The 17932-nt window shown below is 73.9% G+C and carries 15 protein-coding genes; 4 read left to right on the plus strand and 11 right to left on the minus strand.

Going from position 1 to position 17932, the window contains the following annotated elements; translation table 11 throughout:
- Nucleotides 1–841 precede the first annotated feature (841 nt).
- The 4 genes from uvrC to rsgA all read right to left on the minus strand — a co-directional run bounded on the left by uvrC (nt 842) and on the right by rsgA (nt 7760).
- Nucleotides 842–2782 (minus strand): excinuclease ABC subunit UvrC, encoded by a 1941-nt coding sequence (gene uvrC / locus ABZV78_RS27840; protein WP_355643251.1) that lies wholly within the window; start codon nt 2780–2782, stop codon nt 842–844.
- A gap of 88 nt (nt 2783–2870) precedes the next feature.
- Entirely contained in the window at nt 2871–3362 is a 492-nt protein-coding gene (locus ABZV78_RS27845) for a Rieske (2Fe-2S) protein (RefSeq protein WP_355643253.1), read from the minus strand.
- Nucleotides 3363–3527: 165 nt separating this feature from the next.
- Entirely contained in the window at nt 3528–6473 is a 2946-nt protein-coding gene (uvrA, locus tag ABZV78_RS27850) for an excinuclease ABC subunit UvrA (protein WP_355643255.1), read from the minus strand.
- Nucleotides 6474–6680: 207 nt separating this feature from the next.
- Nucleotides 6681–7760, minus strand: coding sequence for a ribosome small subunit-dependent GTPase A (gene rsgA / locus ABZV78_RS27855; protein ID WP_355643257.1), 1080 nt, complete (start codon nt 7758–7760; stop codon nt 6681–6683).
- Nucleotides 7761–7993: 233 nt separating this feature from the next.
- Here rsgA and ABZV78_RS27860 point away from each other — a divergent pair, with 233 nt between their 5' ends.
- On the plus strand, nt 7994–8710 hold the full coding sequence (locus ABZV78_RS27860; RefSeq protein WP_355643259.1) for a maleylpyruvate isomerase family mycothiol-dependent enzyme: 717 nt from the start codon (nt 7994–7996) through the stop codon (nt 8708–8710).
- Nucleotides 8711–8718: 8 nt separating this feature from the next.
- Entirely contained in the window at nt 8719–9372 is a 654-nt protein-coding gene (locus tag ABZV78_RS27865; RefSeq protein WP_355643261.1) for an MBL fold metallo-hydrolase, read from the plus strand.
- A 19-nt stretch (nt 9373–9391) separates the two neighbouring features.
- Here ABZV78_RS27865 and ABZV78_RS27870 read toward each other — a convergent pair whose 3' ends face one another.
- Nucleotides 9392–10012, minus strand: coding sequence for a VTT domain-containing protein (locus ABZV78_RS27870; RefSeq protein ID WP_355643263.1), 621 nt, complete (start codon nt 10010–10012; stop codon nt 9392–9394).
- Nucleotides 10013–10103: 91 nt separating this feature from the next.
- A complete protein-coding gene (locus tag ABZV78_RS27875) occupies nt 10104–10790 on the minus strand; it encodes a 50S ribosomal protein L11 methyltransferase (protein WP_355643265.1) in 687 nt (228 codons plus the stop codon).
- A gap of 166 nt (nt 10791–10956) precedes the next feature.
- Between ABZV78_RS27875 and ABZV78_RS27880 the strand changes: the two genes are divergently transcribed.
- On the plus strand, nt 10957–11160 hold the full coding sequence (locus ABZV78_RS27880) for a cold-shock protein (protein WP_091059998.1): 204 nt from the start codon (nt 10957–10959) through the stop codon (nt 11158–11160).
- A gap of 51 nt (nt 11161–11211) precedes the next feature.
- Here ABZV78_RS27880 and ABZV78_RS27885 read toward each other — a convergent pair whose 3' ends face one another.
- From ABZV78_RS27885 to ABZV78_RS27905, 5 genes are all read right to left on the minus strand, one after another.
- Nucleotides 11212–12492 carry an MFS transporter gene (locus tag ABZV78_RS27885; RefSeq protein WP_355643267.1) on the minus strand — a complete coding sequence of 427 codons (1281 nt, stop codon included), beginning with the start codon at nt 12490–12492 and terminating at the stop codon, nt 11212–11214.
- Complete coding sequence (locus ABZV78_RS27890) at nt 12489–13064, minus strand: metalloregulator ArsR/SmtB family transcription factor (protein ID WP_355643269.1); 576 nt, start codon at nt 13062–13064, stop codon at nt 12489–12491. Before ABZV78_RS27890 ends, ABZV78_RS27885 begins: the two co-directional genes overlap by 4 nt.
- A 108-nt stretch (nt 13065–13172) precedes the next feature.
- Nucleotides 13173–14081, minus strand: a complete 909-nt coding sequence (locus tag ABZV78_RS27895) for a hypothetical protein (RefSeq protein WP_355643271.1) — start codon at nt 14079–14081, stop codon at nt 13173–13175.
- Nucleotides 14082–14245: 164 nt separating this feature from the next.
- Nucleotides 14246–15904 carry a CocE/NonD family hydrolase gene (locus tag ABZV78_RS27900; protein ID WP_355643275.1) on the minus strand — a complete coding sequence of 553 codons (1659 nt, stop codon included), beginning with the start codon at nt 15902–15904 and terminating at the stop codon, nt 14246–14248.
- A complete protein-coding gene (locus ABZV78_RS27905) occupies nt 15901–16431 on the minus strand; it encodes a MarR family transcriptional regulator (RefSeq protein WP_355643277.1) in 531 nt (176 codons plus the stop codon). Before ABZV78_RS27905 ends, ABZV78_RS27900 begins: the two co-directional genes overlap by 4 nt.
- Nucleotides 16432–16553: 122 nt before the next feature.
- Here ABZV78_RS27905 and ABZV78_RS27910 point away from each other — a divergent pair.
- A partial coding sequence (locus ABZV78_RS27910; protein ID WP_355643273.1) for an MMPL family transporter occupies nt 16554–17932 on the plus strand: 1379 nt, incomplete at its 3' end.

Below are 17932 nucleotides of genomic sequence, written 5' to 3' on the forward strand. Positions count from 1 at the left end.
GGCGCGGGTGCCGCTGAGAAAGTCTTCGGAGGGTGCCCGGCGATCAGGGGGTGACCTGCTCGGGCGGTCCGGGGGTGTAACCGTCGGCGGCGGGGTGTGATTCCCTCGGCCTGATCCGACGTCCCGGGGGGATGTAACGACCGGGGCCGGGGATGATTCCCTGGCTCACCGGCTCGGACCGGTGGTGCACGGTCCGGGGGATGTAACCACCGGGGCCTGGCGATGATTCCCTGGCTCACCGGCGTGGACCGATGGTGCGCGGTCCGGGGGATGTAACGACCGGCGGGGGCCGGTCATTCCAACCGGCGGCTGCCTCACCGCGGGGGCGGGGTGCTGCGCGGTCTGCCATGTACAACGACCCCGCCCCCGGCATGATTCCGCCCCGACGGTGGCGCCGACCACCCGACACCACCGCCCGAAACCGGACAGGCATGCCGCAACTCGCCGCCACGAACCGGACATCCACCCCAAGCCGCGCAGCCCCGGCGCTAATGTCCGCCGCCGGGCACCTGACGGGCGGCAGGTTCGTTTCGACGAAGGGGGTGCCGGGCTGCGGCGTGCAGCCCGGCTTCTGCCTGCCGCAGCCGGGACACCCCCACTCTGGGGCGGATGTCCGTTTTCCCGCCCTGGTTGGCGCCGCGAGTGGAACGCCATGGATGTCTCCCCGGCCGGGATACCTCCATGCTGTTCCACCGGACCGCTCGACCTGCGGCGGCGTCCGTTTCGTGGGTGACCGGCACTCTGGCGGTGGAACGGCGGGACGGATGGGTCCTCGCCGAACTGACATTCGATCCACCGCCCGGACCTGCCGGGACGTCATGCGGATCCGAGCGGCGGACGGTCAGGCGCTGGGGGTGCGCTGGGTGCCTTCGTCGAGGGCGGCCAGGATCGCCTCGGCGGTCCGCTTGCCCACCCCCGGCACCTCGGTGATCTCCTCCACCGTCGCCGCGGAGAGCCGCTTCAGCGAGCCGAAGTGCCGCAGGAGCGCCTTGCGGCGTACCTCGCCGAGGCCGGGGATGTTGTCCAGCGCCGACTCGGTCATCCGCTTGGAGCGCCGCTGGCGGTGGAACGTGATGGCGAAGCGGTGCGCCTCGTCGCGTACCCGCTGGAGCAGGTAGAGCGCCTCCGAGGTGCGCGGCAGGATGACCGGGAACTCGTCGTCGGGCAGCCAGACCTCCTCCAGCCGCTTGGCCAGCCCGCAGAGCGCCACGTCGTCGATGCCCAGCTCGGCGAGGGCCTGCGCGGCGGCCGCTACCTGGGGCGGGCCGCCGTCGACCACCACGAGCTGCGGCGGATAGGCGAACCGGCGGGGCCGTCCGGTGGTCGGGTCGATGCCGGGCCGGTCCGGGTCGCCGGCGGTCTCCTCGCCGATCTCGCCGGTCTCGGCCCGGGCGTCGAGGTAGCGGGCGAAGCGCCGGCGCAGCACCTCGGACATGGCGGAGAGGTCGTCGGTGGCGCCCCGCACGATGAACCGGCGGTATTCGCTCTTGCGGGGCAGGCCGTCCTCGAAGACGACCATGCTGGCCACCACGTCGGTGCCCTGGATCTGGGAGACGTCGAAGCACTCGATGCGCAGCGGCGAGGTCCGCATGCCGAGCGCGTCGGCGATCTCGTCGAGGGCCTGGCTGCGGGTGGTCAGGTCGCCGGCCCGCTTGAGCTTGTGCCGGGCCAGCGCGTCCTTGGCGTTGCGCTCGACGGTCTCCAGCAGCGACCGCTTGTCGCCGCGCTGCGGCACCCGTAGCGACACCCGGCTGCCCCGCCGGGTGGAGAGCCAGTCGGCGAGCGCGTCGACGTCGCCGGGCAGCTCGGGCACGAGCAGCTCGCGCGGCACGTCGGCCTCGCCCTGCTCGCCGCCGTAGACCTGGGTGCAGAAGTGGTGCACCAGGTCGCCGGTGGTCAGCTCCTCGGTCTTCTCCACCACCCAGCCGCGCTGGCCGCGGACCCGGCCGTCGCGGACGTGGAAGACCTGGACCGCGGCTTCGAGGGGGTCGTCGGCGAAGGCCACCACGTCGGCGTCGGTGCCGTCGCCGAGCACCACGGTCTGCTTCTCCATGGCCCGGCGCAGCGCCGCCACGTCGTCGCGCAGCCGGGCGGCCCGCTCGAACTCGAGCTGCTCGCTGGCCTCCAGCATGTCCTTCTCGAGCCGGCGGACCATGGTGTCGGTGCGGCCCGCCATGAAGTCGCAGAAGCCGTTGACGATGTCCCGGTGCTCCTCGGCATTGACGCTGCCGACGCACGGCGCGGAGCACTTGCCGATGTAACCCAGCAGGCAGGGCCGGCCGACCTGGCCGGCCCGCTTGAACACCCCGGAGGAGCAGGTCCGCGCCGGGAAGACGCGGAGCAGCAGGTCCAGCGTCTCGCGGATGGCCCAGGCGTGCGAGTACGGCCCGAAGTAGCGCACCCCCTTGCGCTTGACACCCCGCATCACCTGCAACCGCGGGAATTCCTCGTCGAGGGTCACGGCCAGGTACGGGTACGACTTGTCGTCGCGGTAGCGGACGTTGAACCTCGGGTCGTACTGCTTGATCCAGGTGTATTCCTGCTGGAGCGCCTCGACCTCGGTGGCGACCGTGATCCAGTCCACCGACTCGGCGGTGAAGACCATCTGCCGGGTGCGCTGGTGCAGGTTGACCGGGTCGGCGAAGTAGGAGTTGAGCCGGCTGCGCAGGTTGCGCGCCTTGCCGACGTAGATCACCCGGCCGGTGCCGTCGCGGAAGCGGTAGACCCCTGGCGACTCCGGGATGGTGCCAGGTGCGGGACGGTAGGTCGAGGGGTCAGCCACGCGCCAAGCCTAGTCCGCACCCCCGACACCCGGCCGTCGCCGCGCGTCCCCCACGACCGGGCGGCAAGCGGGGGACGCGCCGGGACGATCAGGCCAGGGTGATCTGCTCGCCGGTGACCTTGATGTTCTTCGGCGCGAGCGCCCTCGTCGCCGGGCCCTGCTTCACCGAGCCGTCGGTGATCGAGAACCGGCTGTTGTGGCAGGTGCAGTTGATGGTGCCGCCGTCGACGTTCGACACCGGGCAGCCCTGGTGGGTGCAGATCGGGTCGAAGGCCTTGAACTGGCCGGCCTCGGGCTGGGTGATGACGACGCCCTTGCTGGCGAAGACCGCCCCGCCGCCGACCGGGATGTCGGTGGTCCGGGCGAGCGGACCGGTGCTGTCCCGGTTGCCGCCCTCGGGATCGCCGGCGTTGGTGGCACCGGGAGGACCGGCGCTGGTGGGAGCCGGGCCGCCCGCCGTGTCGCCCGCGTCGTCGCCGCAGGCGGTCAGCACCACGGCCGCGCCGACCGCGCCGGCGCCCGCGAGCAGGGCCCGGCGCGTCTGCGTACCCGGTCCGGTCAGCACCTGATCATCACTCATGTCCGGCCTTTCTCTCGGCTGTCGCCACCCCGTCATGATCCGTGGCCACACTTCGGAACACGGACCAGGGTGCCGCACGGTTCATACAGACGCGTCACCAAACGGATATCCGAGCAGAGATCGGGCGGGCCAGGTCGCCCCGGCCCGCCCGTCGTACGCCGTCGCTCAGCGCGCCCCGGCCGGCACCTTGCGGGCCCGCGACTTCGTCGCGCCGCCGTTGGCCTTGGCCGCCCGGGTGGTGGCCGCCTTGGCGCCCTTGGCGTCGCCGTCCAGCTTGAGGATCGGCCGCAGGAACTGGCCGGTGTGGCTCTCCGGCACCTCGGCGACCTCTTCCGGGGTGCCGGTGGCGAGCACGGTGCCGCCCCGGTGCCCGCCCTCGGGGCCCATGTCGATGATCCAGTCGGCGGACTTGATCACGTCGAGGTTGTGCTCGATGGTGATCACCGTGTTGCCCTTCTCGACCAGGCCCTCGAGCACCATCAGCAGCTTGCGGATGTCCTCGAAGTGCAGGCCGGTGGTGGGCTCGTCGAGCACGTAGACCGTGCGGCCGGTGGAACGCTTCTGCAACTCGGAGGCGAGCTTGACGCGCTGCGCCTCGCCGCCGGACAGGGTCGGCGCGGGCTGGCCGAGGCGGACGTAGCCGAGGCCGACGTCGACCAGGGTCTTGAGGTGCCGGTGGATGGCCGGGATGGCCGAGAAGAACTCGGCCGCCTCCTCGATCGGCATGTCCAGGACCTCGGCGACCGTCTTGCCCTTGTAGTGCACCTCCAGGGTCTCCCGGTTGTAGCGGGCGCCCTTGCACACCTCGCAGGGGACGTAGACGTCCGGGAGGAAGTTCATCTCGATCTTGATGGTGCCGTCGCCGGAGCACGCCTCGCAGCGCCCGCCCTTGACGTTGAACGAGAACCGACCCGGACCGTACCCCCGGACCTTGGCCTCGGTGGTCTCGGCGAAGAGCTTGCGGATGTGGTCCCAGACCCCGGTGTAGGTGGCCGGGTTGGAGCGGGGCGTCCGCCCGATCGGCGACTGGTCGACGCCGACCACCTTGTCGACGTGCTCCAGCCCGGTGATCCGGGTGTGCCGGCCGGGGACCAGCCGGGCGCCGTTGATCTGGTTGGCCAGCACGGCGTGCAGGATGTCGTTGACAAGGGTCGACTTGCCGGAGCCGCTGACCCCGGTGACGGCGATGAGCTGGCCGAGCGGGAAGCCCACGGTGAGGTTGCGCAGGTTGTGCTCGCGCGCCCCGTGCACCACCAGCTCGCGGCCCGGGGTCTGCGGCCGGCGGATGACGGGCGTCGGGATCGACTTGCGCCCCGACAGGTACGCCCCGGTGACCGACTCCTCGTTCTCCAGCAGGGCCGGCACCGACCCGCTGTGCACGATCTTGCCACCGTGCTCGCCGGCGCCCGGGCCGATGTCGACGATCCAGTCGGCGACCCGGATGGTGTCCTCGTCGTGCTCGACCACGATCAGCGTGTTGCCCAGCCCGCGCAGCCGCAGCAGGGTCTCGATGAGCCGGTGGTTGTCCCGCTGGTGCAGGCCGATGGAGGGCTCGTCCAGCACGTAGAGCACGCCGACCAGGCCGGAGCCGATCTGGGTGGCGAGCCGGATGCGCTGCGCCTCGCCGCCGGAGAGGGTGCCGGCCGGGCGGTCCAGCGAGAGGTAGTCGAGCCCGACGTCGAGCAGGAACCTCAGCCGGGCGTTGATCTCCTTGAGCACCCGCTCGGCGATCATCTTCTGCCGGTCGGTCAGCTCGATGCCGGCGAGCAGGTCGGCGGCCTCGCCGACGGAGAGGTTGCAGACCTCGGCGATGCTCTTGCCGGCCAGGGTGACCGCGAGCACCTCGGGCTTGAGCCGGGTGCCGCCGCAGGCCGCGCAGGGCACGTCCCGCATGTAGCCCTCGTACTTGTCCCGCGACCACTCCGACTCGGTGTCGGTGTGCCGGCGCTCGATCCACTGCACCACGCCCTCGAAGCCGGTGTAGTAGGAGCGCTCGCGACCGTACTTGTTGCGGTAGCGGACGTGCACCTGGTCGTCGGAGCCGTGCAGGATCGTCTTCTGCGCCCGGGACGGCAGCGCCCGCCACGGGGTGTCGACGTCGAAGTGCTCGGCCTCGCCGAGCGCCTCCAGCAGGCGCAGGAAGTATTCCAGGTTGTGCCCGGTCGCCCAGGGCTGGATGGCGCCCTCGCGCAGGGTGCGCTCCGGGTCCGGGATGACCAGCTCCGGGTCGACCTCCTTCTTGGTGCCCAGGCCGGTGCACTCCGGGCAGGCGCCGTAGGGCGCGTTGAAGGAGAAGACCCGGGGCTCCAGGTCCTCGATCGCCAGCGGGTGGTCGTTGGGGCACGCCAGGTGCTCGGAGTAGCGGCGCTCCCGGGCCGGGTCGTCCTCGGCCAGGTCGACGAAGTCGAGCAGCACCAGGCCGCCGGAGAGGCCGAGCGCCGCCTCGACCGAGTCGGTCAGCCGCTGCTTGGCGCTCGCCTTGACGCTGAGCCGGTCGATGACCACCTCGATGGTGTGCTTCTCCTGCTTCTTGAGCTTGGGCGGCTCGGTCAGCGGGTGCACGACGCCGTCGACCCGGGCCCGGGCGTAGCCCTTGGCCTGGAGCTCGGCGAAGAGGTCGACGTATTCGCCCTTGCGGCCGCGCACCACCGGGGCGAGCACCATGAACCGGGTGCCCTCGGCCATGGCCAGCACCCGGTCGACGATCTGCTGCGGGCTCTGCTTGGAGATCCGCTCGCCGCAGATCGGGCAGTGCGGCTCGCCGATGCGGGCGAAGAGCAGGCGGAGGTAGTCGTAGACCTCGGTGATGGTGCCGACGGTGGAGCGCGGGTTGCGCGAGGTGGACTTCTGGTCGATGGAGACCGCGGGGCTGAGACCCTCGATGAAGTCGACGTCGGGCTTGTCCATCTGGCCGAGGAACTGCCGGGCGTACGACGACAGCGACTCGACGTAGCGGCGCTGCCCCTCGGCGAAGATGGTGTCGAACGCCAGGCTCGACTTGCCCGAACCGGATAGCCCGGTGAAGACGATCAGGGCGTCCCGGGGCAGGTCGAGACTGACGTCACGCAGGTTGTGCTCGCGCGCGCCACGGATGATCAGTCGGTCGGCCACGGTGCGTGTGCTCCCGGAAGAAGATGGTGAGGCGGATCTGTCCGCCCGACGCGGGGTCCGGGCGGTTTTCGAGGGTTGTCGAGGCGCAGGGAAGACGCCTCGGCAACTCTAGCCCCGAGGTGTGACAACTTCCGTCGGCCGGACATTCCCCCAGGTCAGCGTGGTCGGGCGGGAACGATGCGACCCGCCCGACCGCCGACACGCCGTCTAGAGTCCCCCGGCTCCGGGCGGGGTCGCCGGACGCCCGGTCCGCCGCCGCCCGCCCCGCCAGCTGCCCCGGCGCTCGGCGGCCAGCCGGACCTCCCGGCGCCGGCTCTCGTAGGCCACCTCGCGCTGGAGCCGGCGCCAGTTCTCCCAGCGCCGGACCGGCAGGTCGCCGCACTCCAGCGCCGCCCGCACCGCGCAGGCCGGCTCGGCCTCGTGGGCGCAGTCGGCGTACCGGCAGCCGGCGGCGAGCTCGGCGATGTCGGCGAACGCCCGGTCCAGGCCGGCCGAGCCGTCCAGCAGGCCGACCGCCCGCACGCCGGGGGTGTCCAGCACCGCTCCACCGCCGGGGATCGGCACCAGCGCCCGCCAGGTGGTGGTGTGCCGGCCCTTGCCGTCGGACCGCCGGATCGCCTGGGTCCGCATCACGTCGGCCCCGGCCAGGGCGTTGACCAGGCTCGACTTGCCCGCGCCGGACGGCCCGAGCAGGCCGAGGGTTCGCCCCGGCGCGACGTACCGGCGCAGCGGGTCCAGCCCCGCGCCGCGCTCGGCGCTGACCGGCAGCACCGGCACCCCGGGCGCCAGGGCGGCGAGTTGCCGGGCCACCGCCGCCGGGTCCGGTGCGAGGTCGGCCTTGGTGAGCACGACGAGCGGCTCGGCGCCGGACTCGTGCGCCAGCGAGAGCAGCCGCTCGATCCGGGCGGCATCCGGCGCCGGGTGCACCGGCTCGACCACCGCGGCGGCGTCGAGGTTGGCGGCCAGCACCTGGCCGCTGGCGTCCTTGCCGGCGGTGCGCCGGACCAGCGCGGTGCGGCGGGGCAGCACGGTCTCCACGGTGACCGGCCCGTCCGGCCAGGTGGCCAGCAGCACCCAGTCGCCGGCGCAGGGCAGCGCGGTCAGGTCGCGGGCCGCGGCCGCGAGCACCCCGCCGCCCAGGCTGGCCCGGACGGGCCCCTCCGGGCGGAGCACGGTGCAGACGCCGCGGTCGACGCGGGCCACCCGGCCCGGCCGGCGGTCGCCGCGTGAATTCAGGTACGCCGCCCGGTCGGCGTCCCAGCCGAGGGCGGTCAGATCGATGGTCATGATGTCCTATCGGTGTCGAGGGAGTTCGTGGCGGAACACGCGTGCTGCGACCGGCATGCTCACCACCTCCGCTCCGACTCCCGGTGCCCGCGTCCGACGACGGCGTCAGCCCGGCGCGTCTGATGCCGCGCCGCGACCTGAGGCCGTCGGCCCCGACGGTAGGGGGTCATGCCGACGCGCCGAAAGCCATTTCCCCGGCGACGCGGCGGCGGCCTACCGCTAGGGTCCAAGACGTGACGAGCGATCCCCTCCTGCTGACCGGCGAGCTGGACGAGGCGACCGCCCGGCTGCTGCGTACCGTGGCCGCCCTGGGCAACCACGACGTCGCCGCGCCGTCCCTGCTGCCGGGCTGGACCCGCGCCCACGTCCTGACCCACCTGGCCCGCAACGCCGACGGGTTCGTCAACCTGCTCACCTCCGCCCGCACCGGCGAGGCGATTCCCATGTACGCCAGCCCCGAGGCCCGCTCCGCCGACATCGAGGCGGGCGCCGGCCGGGGTCCGGCCGACCTCATGGACGACCTGCGCCGCAGCTCGCAGCGGTTCACCGCGGCGGTCGCCGAGATGCCGGTCGAGGCGTGGGGGGCCACCGTGCAGACCCGGCGCGGCCCGTGGCCGGCGGCGATGCTGGTCTGGGGCCGGCTGCGCGAGGTCGAGGTGCACCACGTCGACCTCGGCGCCGACTACCGGCCGACCGACTGGCCGGACGCGTTCGCCCAGCGGCTGCTGCACGAGGTGGCGGCCGGCCTGGCCGGCAACCCGGAGGCGCCGGCCATGGTGCTGCGCTTCGACGGCGTCCGGCACGAACTCGTCGTGGGTGACCCCGAGGGGGCGCCCACGATCACCGGCCCCGCGCCGGAACTCGCCGCCTGGCTGACCGGCCGCAGCGCGGGCGAGGTGCTCACCGTCACTCCCGACGGTCCCCTGCCGACTCCACCGGAATGGATCTGAACGCCGTCATGACCTACAGCGGAGACGTCACGCCCGGCGGTGCGCCGGCCGTGCGCGAGCTCGACCGGCTCACCATCAGCAAGGTGTCGGTGGGCCCCATGGACAACAACGCCTACCTGCTGCGCTGCCGGGAGACCGGCGAGCAGGTGCTGATCGACGCCGCGAACGAGGCGCCCCGCCTGCTCGACCTGGTCGGTGACGGCGGGCTGACCGCGGTCGTCACGACCCACCGGCACATGGACCACTGGGTCGCCCTGGAGGAGGTGGTCGCCAAGACCGGCGCCCGCCCGCTGGTGCACGCCGACGACGCCGAGGGGCTGCCGATCGACGCCGAGCCGCTGCGCGAGGGCGACACGGTCCCGGTCGGCGACTGCGCGCTGGAGGTGATCCACCTCAAGGGGCACACCCCGGGGTCGATCGCGCTGCTCTACCGCGACCCGTCCGGCGTGCCGCACCTGTTCACCGGGGACTCGCTCTTCCCCGGCGGGGTCGGCAACACCGAGCAGGACCCGGAACGGTTCGGCCAGCTCATCGACGACGTCGAGGGGAAGCTCTTCGACCGGCTGCCGGACGAGACCTGGTTCTATCCGGGGCACGGCAAGGACAGCACGCTCGGCGCCGAGCGCCCCGCCCTGCCGCAGTGGCGGGCCCGCGGCTGGTGAGCGCGGCGGGCCGGCCCGCTCAGACGGCGTCCGCGCCGGTGACCGCGCGGAGCCGGTGCCGGGTGCCGAGCAGCACCGGACCGGCGAGCAGCAGCCCGACCGTCATGGTGAGCACGGTCGGGTTCGGCGCCCCGGGCAGCAGCCCGGTCAGCGCCCGCGCCGTGACGCCGAGGGCCACGTAGAGGCCGGCCCAGAGCGTCGCGCCGAGCGCCGCGCAGGCCACGAACCTCCGGTACGACATCCGCAGCCCGCCGGCGGCCAGCGGCAGCAGCGCGTTGAACACCGGCAGGAACGGCGCCACCAGCACCATCCGCCCGCCGCCGCGGCGCAGCAGCGCCTCGGCGGCGGCCCAGCGGGGCTCGCCGATCCACTCGCCCAGCCGGCTGCGCCGCAGCCGCTCGCCCCAGCGCCGCCCGGCCAGGAAGCTCAGCGACCAACCGGCGAGACAGCCGGCCACCACCGCCACGACGGTCGCCAGCCCGGTGGCCGGCCGGCCCGCGCCGACCGCGGCGAGGACCGCGGCGTCGCCGGGCACCAGCACCCCGAGCAGGGGTACGGCGTCGGCGAGCATGACCATGCCGAGCATCCCCATCAGCAGGGTGGTGGGCAGCTCCCCGACCTGGGCCAGCAGATCCGTCATGCTTCGTACGCTAGGGCCCCGGGGCGACCCGGCACATCCGGTTTGATCCCCCACCGGCCCCCGAGTCCGACTCCGGATGATCCCTGAGGGGTCAGCGGGGGCGCAGGACCTGGACCCGGCGGACCGGGGAGTCGACCGAGGGCTCGGTGACGGGCACCGGGTACGCCGCCACCAGCTCCAGCCGGTCGGGCGGCAGGTGTCCCCGGTCCGGGTCGCCGACCAGCACCTGGACGCCCCGGTCGGCGGCCCGTTGCAGGTACGGCAGCACCCGCGCGGCCAGCGCGGCGTCGTAGAGGACGTCCCCGGCCAGCACCAGGTCGGCGCTGGCGGTGCCGTCCAGCAGGTCGTCCACGGTGGCCGCCACGGCCACCCGGTTGGCCCGTGCGTTGACCGTCACGGCCGCCACCGCCCAGGGGTCGACGTCGTTGGCGACCACCCGGTCGGCGCCGGCGAGCGCGGCCGCGATGGCGACCAGCCCGGAGCCGGCGGCCAGGTCGAGCACCCGCCGCCCGGCGGCCAGGTGGGGGTGGTCGAGCAGGTAGCGGGCGAGCGCCTGCCCGCCGGCCCAGACGGAGGCCCAGTACGGCGGCGGCAGCGACCGGCCGGCCGCCGCCTCCATCCGGGCCCACCAGAGGATGGCGTCCTCGGCGAGGTGCAGGCGGACCTCCGGCACGAACGGCGCGTCGACCAGCCGGAGCCGGTCCAGGCCGTCGCCGGGCGCCGTGATCTCCCGTTCCAGGTCGGCCAGCGGCGTCTGTGTCCTCACCGGGGCAAGCATGCCCCTCACCGCGCCGGACCGGAGGGATTTTCTCGCTGACGGCGTATTCGTGGGCCACGCCGGCACTTCCGCCAGCGAATCGCGGTTCGGGCGGTTACTGTCGGGAAGGTACAGGGCGATCACCGGCCGCGACCGGTGCTCACCCGCATTGAACAGGGAGAGACGCATGGCAACCGGCACGGTCAAGTGGTTCAACTCGGAAAAGGGCTTCGGCTTCATCGAGCAGGACGGCGGAGGTCCGGACGTGTTCGTCCACTACTCGGCAATCCAATCCGGCGGCTACCGCGAGCTGAACGAGGGCCAGAAGGTCGAGTTCGAGGTGACCCAGGGGCAGAAGGGTCCGCAGGCGGACAACGTCCGTCCGATGTAGCTTCGTGCCGGTGGCGGCGGTCGGGTGTCCGACCGCCGCCGCAGCGCGTTCTCAGGCCGGGGCCGCCGGCAGGTCACGGCGGCGCCGCAGCGGCCCGGCCAGCAGGATGAGCGGGGTCAGCGCGAGCCAGGCGGTCATGACCCGCATCGCCCCGGCCGGCCCCCACGCGGCGCCCAGCGCCCCGGCCAGCAGGGCGGCGAGCGGGATGGTGCCGTAGTTCAGCAGCTGCATGCTGACGGTCACCCGCCCGAGCAGCCGGTGCGGCGTGTACGTCTGCCGGAAGCTGCCCTTCACCACGTTGCCCACGGCGACGCCCAGGCTGACCAGCGCGCCGCCGAGCACCAGCCAGGCCACCCGGCCGCCCGGGCCGGCCAGCGGGATGAGCAGCGCCGGCGGGCCGGTGAGCGCGCCCGCGACGAGCAGGGCGCGGGCGGAGCCGAGCCGCCGGGCGAGCCCGGTGGCCAGGGCGGCGCCGAGGAGCCCGCCCACGCTGGCCAGTCCGATCAGGAGCCCGACCAGGCCGGCCGGCAGGCCGGCGGAGCGGACCAGGAAGACCACCAGCACCGCCTGGTAGCCGCTGAGCCCGATGTTGCTGGCCGCGCCGAAGACCGTGAGCACCCGCAGGTACGGGTCGCGGACCACGAAGCGCAGCCCGTCGGCGACCTCCCGGCGCAGCGAGGGCGACCCGGCGGGGCGCCCCGGCGGGGGCTCGGGGGCCCGGATGCGGCTCAGGCACGCGGCGGAGACCAGGAAGCTCAGGGCGTCGAGCAGGACCGCGGTCACCGCGCCGGCGAGCTGGGCGATCAGACCGGCCAGCCCGGGGCCGACGAGGTAGCTGGCGGTCTGCGTGGCGTGCAGCTTGGCGTTGCCCTCCGGCACCTGCTCGGGGCGCAGCAGGGTGGGCAGGTAGACCTGGTCGGCGGTCTCGAAGAAGACCCGGGCCAGGCCGGCGCCGAGGGCGACGACCAGGAGCTGGCCGACGGTGAGCAGGTCGAGCAGGGCGGCCACCGGGACGCTGGCGAACAGCGCCGCCGAGAGCAGGTCGGCGGCGACCATCACGGGGCGCCGGCGGACCCGGTCGACCCAGGCCCCGGCAGGCAGGCCGGCCAACAGCCAGGGCAGCCAGGCCGCGGCGGTGAGCACCGCCACCTGGAACGTGGTCGCGTCGAGCACCGCCACCGCGACCAGGGGCAGCGCCACGGCGGTCACGTTGCTGCCGACGGCGCTGACCGTCTGCCCGGCCCAGAGCAGCCGGAAGTCCCGGTGCCGGAGCAGGCCCCCGCGCGGCCGGGAGTCGGTGTCCGGCACGGTGGTGCGGGCCGCGGCCGTCACGGCTGACCCGGGACACCGTGCGCGAACAGGAAGACCGGCTCGCGTCGCTGCCCGTCGTCCGGGGCGGGTCGGTCGGCCCAGCGGGCGAAGAGGTCGGTGACCTCCTGGCTGAGCTGGGCCAGCTCCGCCGGGGTCAGCTGGAGCCACTTGTCGGTGCTGAACGGGCCGTCGCCCCAGGCGGCGTGGGCCTCGTCGGGCGCGGCGTACCAGTCCCGCACCAGGGCGACGTGCCGGTCCAGGTTCAGCGAGCTGGCCGCGTCGGCCACCGCCCGGGCGGCGGGGTCGGCATCGAAGTCGGTGTTGGACCAGCGCACCCCGCGGTCCCGCAGCCGCCACCAGCGTTCCCGGCGGTCCCGGGCCAGTTCGGGCGCCTCCAGCACCAGATCGGCGGCGGCCAGCACCTTGAGGTGGTGGCTGACGTTGGCCGGCGCCTGTGCGGTGCGCTCGGCGAGCAGGCCGACGGTGCACGCGCCGTACACCTTGAGGACGTCCATGAGGCGGCGCCGCAGCGGGTGGGCGAGCGCGGCGAGGACGCGGGAGTCGGTGACCTGCCGGACGGTGGGCTTCTCCATGCGGAGAGGATGACATTCGCAAGAGCTGTTGCGCAACACCTGTTGCTGATTGCCTCGGCCACGCAGGGCCCGAGCCGCGGCGCGGCACTCGCCGCGGGCCGGGCCCGGTCAGGCGGTCAGCCGCCGGGACAGCTCGTCGGCCACGTCCCGGGCGATCTGCGAGGGGATCGCCGCGGCGATCGTCTCCGGCGGCAGCCCGGCGAGCACTCCGGTGACGATCTGCTGCTCGTCGGTGAAGTCCCTGCTGGACAACGCGGTCACCTGCGCGACGAGCGCCGGCCAGGCCCGCGCCATGGCCAGCATCTGCTGCAGCGGCGAGTTCGCCTGGGGTGGGGTGACCAGCCCGGCGGTGTTGACCGGCGAGATCAGCCAGTTGCGCAGGTTCTCCAGGTCGGCCAGGACGTCGCCGACGGTCCGGTTCTCGTATCCGGTGTCCTTGATGAGCTTGTCGGTCTGTTCCATGTCGGTCTCCGGCTTCGGTGGGGCGATCAGGCCGATCGCGGTCAGGTAGCGACGGAACAGCGGGGTCTGGTCCCGGCCCGCCTTGGTGGCGTCACGGAAGAAGCTGAAGTGGGTGTGGAACAGGTGGCTGCTGTCCCCGCTGGTGCGCTTGCCCAGCCGGTCCCAGCGGCGCACCGTCGTGCCGTCCGGGGAGTAGATGATCTCCCGGATGTCCTGGGCGTCCGCGGCGCCCACGGCGCACTGCGACACGCACCAGGTCGAGAAGGTACGCAGGTTGTGGGTGCCCCCACCCGAGGAGACGGAGAACATCCCGACGTCCAGGGCGGACGCGTGCAGGGTCAGCCCGGTGGAGTCCCGGGTGGACTCCACCACGGAGTAGTCGTTGGGCACCACCCGGTCGGATCCGCAGTGGTAGCCGCCCTTGTGATTGGGATCGCCGACGATGCCGACCTCGGCCGGTTCCAGGTCCTGACTCCGGACGGTGTCCTTGTCGACGTTGAGGTGGGTGAGCAACAGGTTGCGGACGGCCAACAGGTTCGCCGGGGCCGACGTCATGGGATCTCCCCTCCGGATCGATGGCCGATCGGGCACAGCAATCACTACGCGTAAACGCGGATGATCCGGGGACGTGCCCCACCGGACAGCTGCACGGCACCGGGCACTGCCCCGAGGATATCCACACCCAGGAGTGAATGCCCAGCTCAGAGCACTATCTGGAACTATCGCCCCGCACTGGACGGTGGCGTGACGACGGGCAGCACCAGCGCCGAAGGATGCTCGGGATCGTGCAGGATCTCCCGCCAGCCAGCACGAAGAGTGACGGCGGTGCCGAGCGGTTCGCCGGTGCCCGGGTTCCGCGCGTAGCGGGGGTGGGCGCCGCCGGAGACCTGGACGCGGAGCCGGTGCCCGGATGCGAAGCGGTGCGCGGCCGGCCAGAGGGTGACCGGCACCCGGACCACACCGGACGGATCCCGTGGGAAGCGCCCGGGGGCGACCCGGACCAGGCCGTCGCAGACGTTCCACGACCGCCCGCGCCGGTCGACGTCGCAGAGCCGGACGAAGACGTCCAGGTAGGACAGCTCGCTGCGGACGTGGATCTCGGCGCGCACCGGGCCGATGACCTCGACCGGCCCGGCCAGCGGCGCGCTGGTGTACGTCAGCACGTCCGGCCGGGCCTCCACCGGCCGGTTGTCCACCGCGCCGGCCCGCTGGGCGACCAGCAGCGGACCGCCGAGCGACGGCGTGGGGTCGGCCGGGTCGTAGCAGATCCGGTCGGGCGCGGAGCCGGCCGGCGGCGCGGGGTCGAGCGCCCGGCCGGCGTGCAGGTGCCAGCGGGTCGGCTCGGCCGGCGGGGGCCAGTCGGGCAGGTCACGCCAGCCGCCGCCGGCGCCACCGAGGTGCACCCGCACCGGCGCGCGGCCCGGCGCCGGGCGCCCGGCCAGGTGCTCGTCGAGCCAGTCGAGCCCCTCGCGCAGGGCCGCGACGAGCAGCCCGGGGCTGCCGTGGGTCCACGGGCCGACGGTCAGCCGGGGGCGGGCGCCGGCCGCCCGGAGCCGGGCGAAGTCGTCGAGCTGGGCCGGGAGGAAGATGTCCTGCCAGCCGCTGACCATCGCCACCGGCGCGCGGACCTCGGCGATCCGGTCGCCGAGGATCCGGGTCCGCCAGTAGTCGGCGTCCGGGGTGTGGTGGCGCAGCCACTCCTGGAAGAACGGCACGGTCACCCCGGTGGCGATCCGGTCCGCCTCGGCCAGCGGCAGGTGGGCCAGCGCCCGGGCGAGCCGGGGCTGCCCCCGCTTGAGCTCCCACTGCCGGGCCAGCCAGGGCACCGTCTGCGCCTGGAGCAGCTCCGCCCAGGTGAGCACGGTGTCCAGCGCGAAGGACTCCCCCGCGTACGTCGAGTCCCGGGTGGCCGAGGCGGTCACCACGGCGACCATCGCGCGCAGCTCGTCGGCCGCCTCGGCGGCGACCGCCCACTGCACGAACCCCTGGTAGCTGGCGCCGAACATGCCGAACGCACCGGTCCACCAGGGCTGCCGGCGCAGCCAGTCGAGGGTGTCCAGCCCGTCGTCGCGCTCGTGCACCAGCGGGGCGAACGCGCCGCCGGAGCCGTACGTGCCCCGGCAGGACTGGATCACCACGTGGTAGCCGCGCTCGGCGAGGAGGCGGCCGAGCAGCCGGACCGGACCGCCCCGGCCGTACGGGGTGCGGATCAGCACGCAGGCCGCCCCGGGCAGGTCCGGGGCGTAGTGGTCGGTGCGCAGCGTCACCCCGTCGCGGACCCGGACCGGGAGGTCCCGGGTGACCGTGATCCGCCGGGTCCGGGCGGCGGGCAGCCGCAGCGCCGCCGCGGCGAGCCGGGTGACCAGTCGCACGCTCAGTCCGCGGCGCGTTCCGTCGCGCCGCCGCGCCGGGGCTCGCCCCGGGCCGCGCGCACGGCGTCCCGGTGCTCGCGCATCGAGACCACCATCTCGGCCATGAACCGGTGCACGACGGCCAGCTCGTCGTCGCTGAACCGGTCCATCACCTCGTCGGTCCGCCGGCCGAGCGGGCCGAAGAAGTCGCGGGCCAGGGTGGCGCCCCGGTCGGCGTAGTGCAGGAAGACCTTGCGCCGGTCGGCGGTGTCCCGGTCGCGGCGGATGTGCCCGCCCCGCTCCAGCCGGTCGACGAGCGCGGTCACCGAGCCGGAGGAGAGGTTGAGCACTTCCCCCAGCCGACCGGGGGTGATCGGGTCACCGAGCAGTTCGGCGTCCATCACCGCGATGAGGGCGTGCAGGTCGGTGGCGTTGAGGCCGTGCAGGCCGGCGAACGCGTGCCCGATGTGCTGCGCGTCCACCGAGTAGCGGCGCAGGTCGTTGGTGATGTCGGCGACCATCTGCCCGCGCCGGTCGTCCCGCCGCCGGTACATGCCCTGCGCTCCCACGTCTCGCCGCTACCCCCTGCCCGAACCGTCCGGTTGCAGCATAGAACCTCGACCGATAATCTCGCTCATCAAGATACTTGCTGATCGAGAGTCATGAGGGCATCCCGATGTCACTGTTCACCCGCGTCGCACGGGGCCGGCTCGCCGCCTGGCTCACCGTGGCCGCCGCGCTCGTCGTCGGCGCGGTCGTCTTCGGGCTGCCGCGCCCCGACAACCCCGAACCCGTCTCCGCCACCGGCCTCTCCGTGCGCTGGCAGTCGACGCAGGTCGAACGCCTCCAGGACCAGCTCCCGGACAGCGACGTGCAGCCCGCCGTCGTGGTGGTCAGCCGCACCGACCGCGCCCCGCTGACCAGGTCCGACCGGGCCGCGCTCGACGGCGCGTCCGCCGCGCTCAGCCGGCTCGCCGCGGGCGGCCGGGTCGCCCCGGCCCAGTTCTCCCCCGACGGCACGGTGGCCCTGGTCGCCGTGCCCCTGCCCACCGCCGGCGGCCAGGAGGCCGTGGTGGACGAGGTGGCCGAGGTCCGCGCGGCGCTGGCCGACCTGCCCGACGCGCTGACCGTCGAGGTGACCGGCGCGCCCGCCTTCACCGCCGACCTCACCAAGGTCTTCGACGGCGCCGACATCACCCTGCTCGCGGTCACCGCCGGCGTCGTGGCGCTGCTGCTGCTGATCACCTACCGCAGCCCGTTCCTGTGGCTCGTGCCGCTGCTGGTGGTGGCCGCGACCGAGCAGCTCACCCTGCGCGCGGTCGACACGATCGTGCCCGCGCTCGGCATCCACCTCCAGGAGGGCCAGGTCACCGGCATCGCCAGCGTGCTCGTCTTCGGCGCCGCGACCGACTACGCGCTGCTGCTGATCGCCCGCTACCGGGAGGAGCTGCGCCGCGAGGAGAACCGGTTCACGGCCATGCGGGCGGCGCTGCGCCGCACCGCCGAGCCGATCCTGGCCAGCGGCTCCACCGTGGTCCTCGGCGTGCTCACCCTGCTGCTGTCCGAGCAGGAGACCAACCGGGCACTCGCGGTGGCCTGCGCCACCGGCGTGGTCCTCGCCATGGCCTCCGCGCTCTTCGTACTCCCCGCCGCCCTGGTGCTCTTCGGGCGGCGGCTGTTCTGGCCGTTCGTACCCCGGGTCGGTGGCGCGGCGCGGGAGGGCCGGCTCTGGGACCGGCTCGGCGGCGCCGTCGTCCGCCGGCCGCTGCCGGTCGCCGCGCTGGCCACCCTGCTCCTCGCCGCCCTCGCCCTCGGCGGCCTGGGCGTCCGCACCGGCCTGTCGGAGACCGAGCAGTTCCGGGAGAAGCCGGAGGCGGTGGCGGGCGCGGAGACCCTGGCCCGGGCCTTCCCGGCCGGCACCACCCAGCCGGTCGCCGTGCTCACCAACCCGGGCGCGGCGCAGGCGGTGCTGGCGGCCGCCGGCCACGCCGAGCGCCGGCGGGTCGCGCAGACCCTCCAGCAGTCGCTGCTGCCGCCGGTGCTCCCGGTGGTCGA

It is taken from the genome of Micromonospora sp. NPDC004540, assembly GCF_040610095.1.
Classification (GTDB): Bacteria; Actinomycetota; Actinomycetes; order Mycobacteriales; family Micromonosporaceae; genus Micromonospora.

What these genes read in the sequence shown, in the direction of transcription:
- ABZV78_RS27875 (WP_355643265.1), bottom strand. Translation starts at nt 10,790, where the DNA reads ATGCTTGCCCCGGTGAGGACACAGACGCCGCTGGCCGACCTGGAACGG.
- ABZV78_RS27890 (WP_355643269.1), bottom strand. Translation starts at nt 13,064, where the DNA reads ATGGAGAAGCCCACCGTCCGGCAGGTCACCGACTCCCGCGTCCTCGCC.
- ABZV78_RS27880 (WP_091059998.1), top strand. Translation starts at nt 10,957, where the DNA reads ATGGCAACCGGCACGGTCAAGTGGTTCAACTCGGAAAAGGGCTTCGGC.
- ABZV78_RS27865 (WP_355643261.1), top strand. Translation starts at nt 8,719, where the DNA reads ATGACCTACAGCGGAGACGTCACGCCCGGCGGTGCGCCGGCCGTGCGC.
- ABZV78_RS27845 (WP_355643253.1), bottom strand. Translation starts at nt 3,362, where the DNA reads ATGAGTGATGATCAGGTGCTGACCGGACCGGGTACGCAGACGCGCCGG.
- rsgA (WP_355643257.1), bottom strand. Translation starts at nt 7,760, where the DNA reads ATGACCATCGATCTGACCGCCCTCGGCTGGGACGCCGACCGGGCGGCG.
- ABZV78_RS27870 (WP_355643263.1), bottom strand. Translation starts at nt 10,012, where the DNA reads ATGACGGATCTGCTGGCCCAGGTCGGGGAGCTGCCCACCACCCTGCTG.
- ABZV78_RS27895 (WP_355643271.1), bottom strand. Translation starts at nt 14,081, where the DNA reads ATGACGTCGGCCCCGGCGAACCTGTTGGCCGTCCGCAACCTGTTGCTC.
- ABZV78_RS27905 (WP_355643277.1), bottom strand. Translation starts at nt 16,431, where the DNA reads ATGTACCGGCGGCGGGACGACCGGCGCGGGCAGATGGTCGCCGACATC.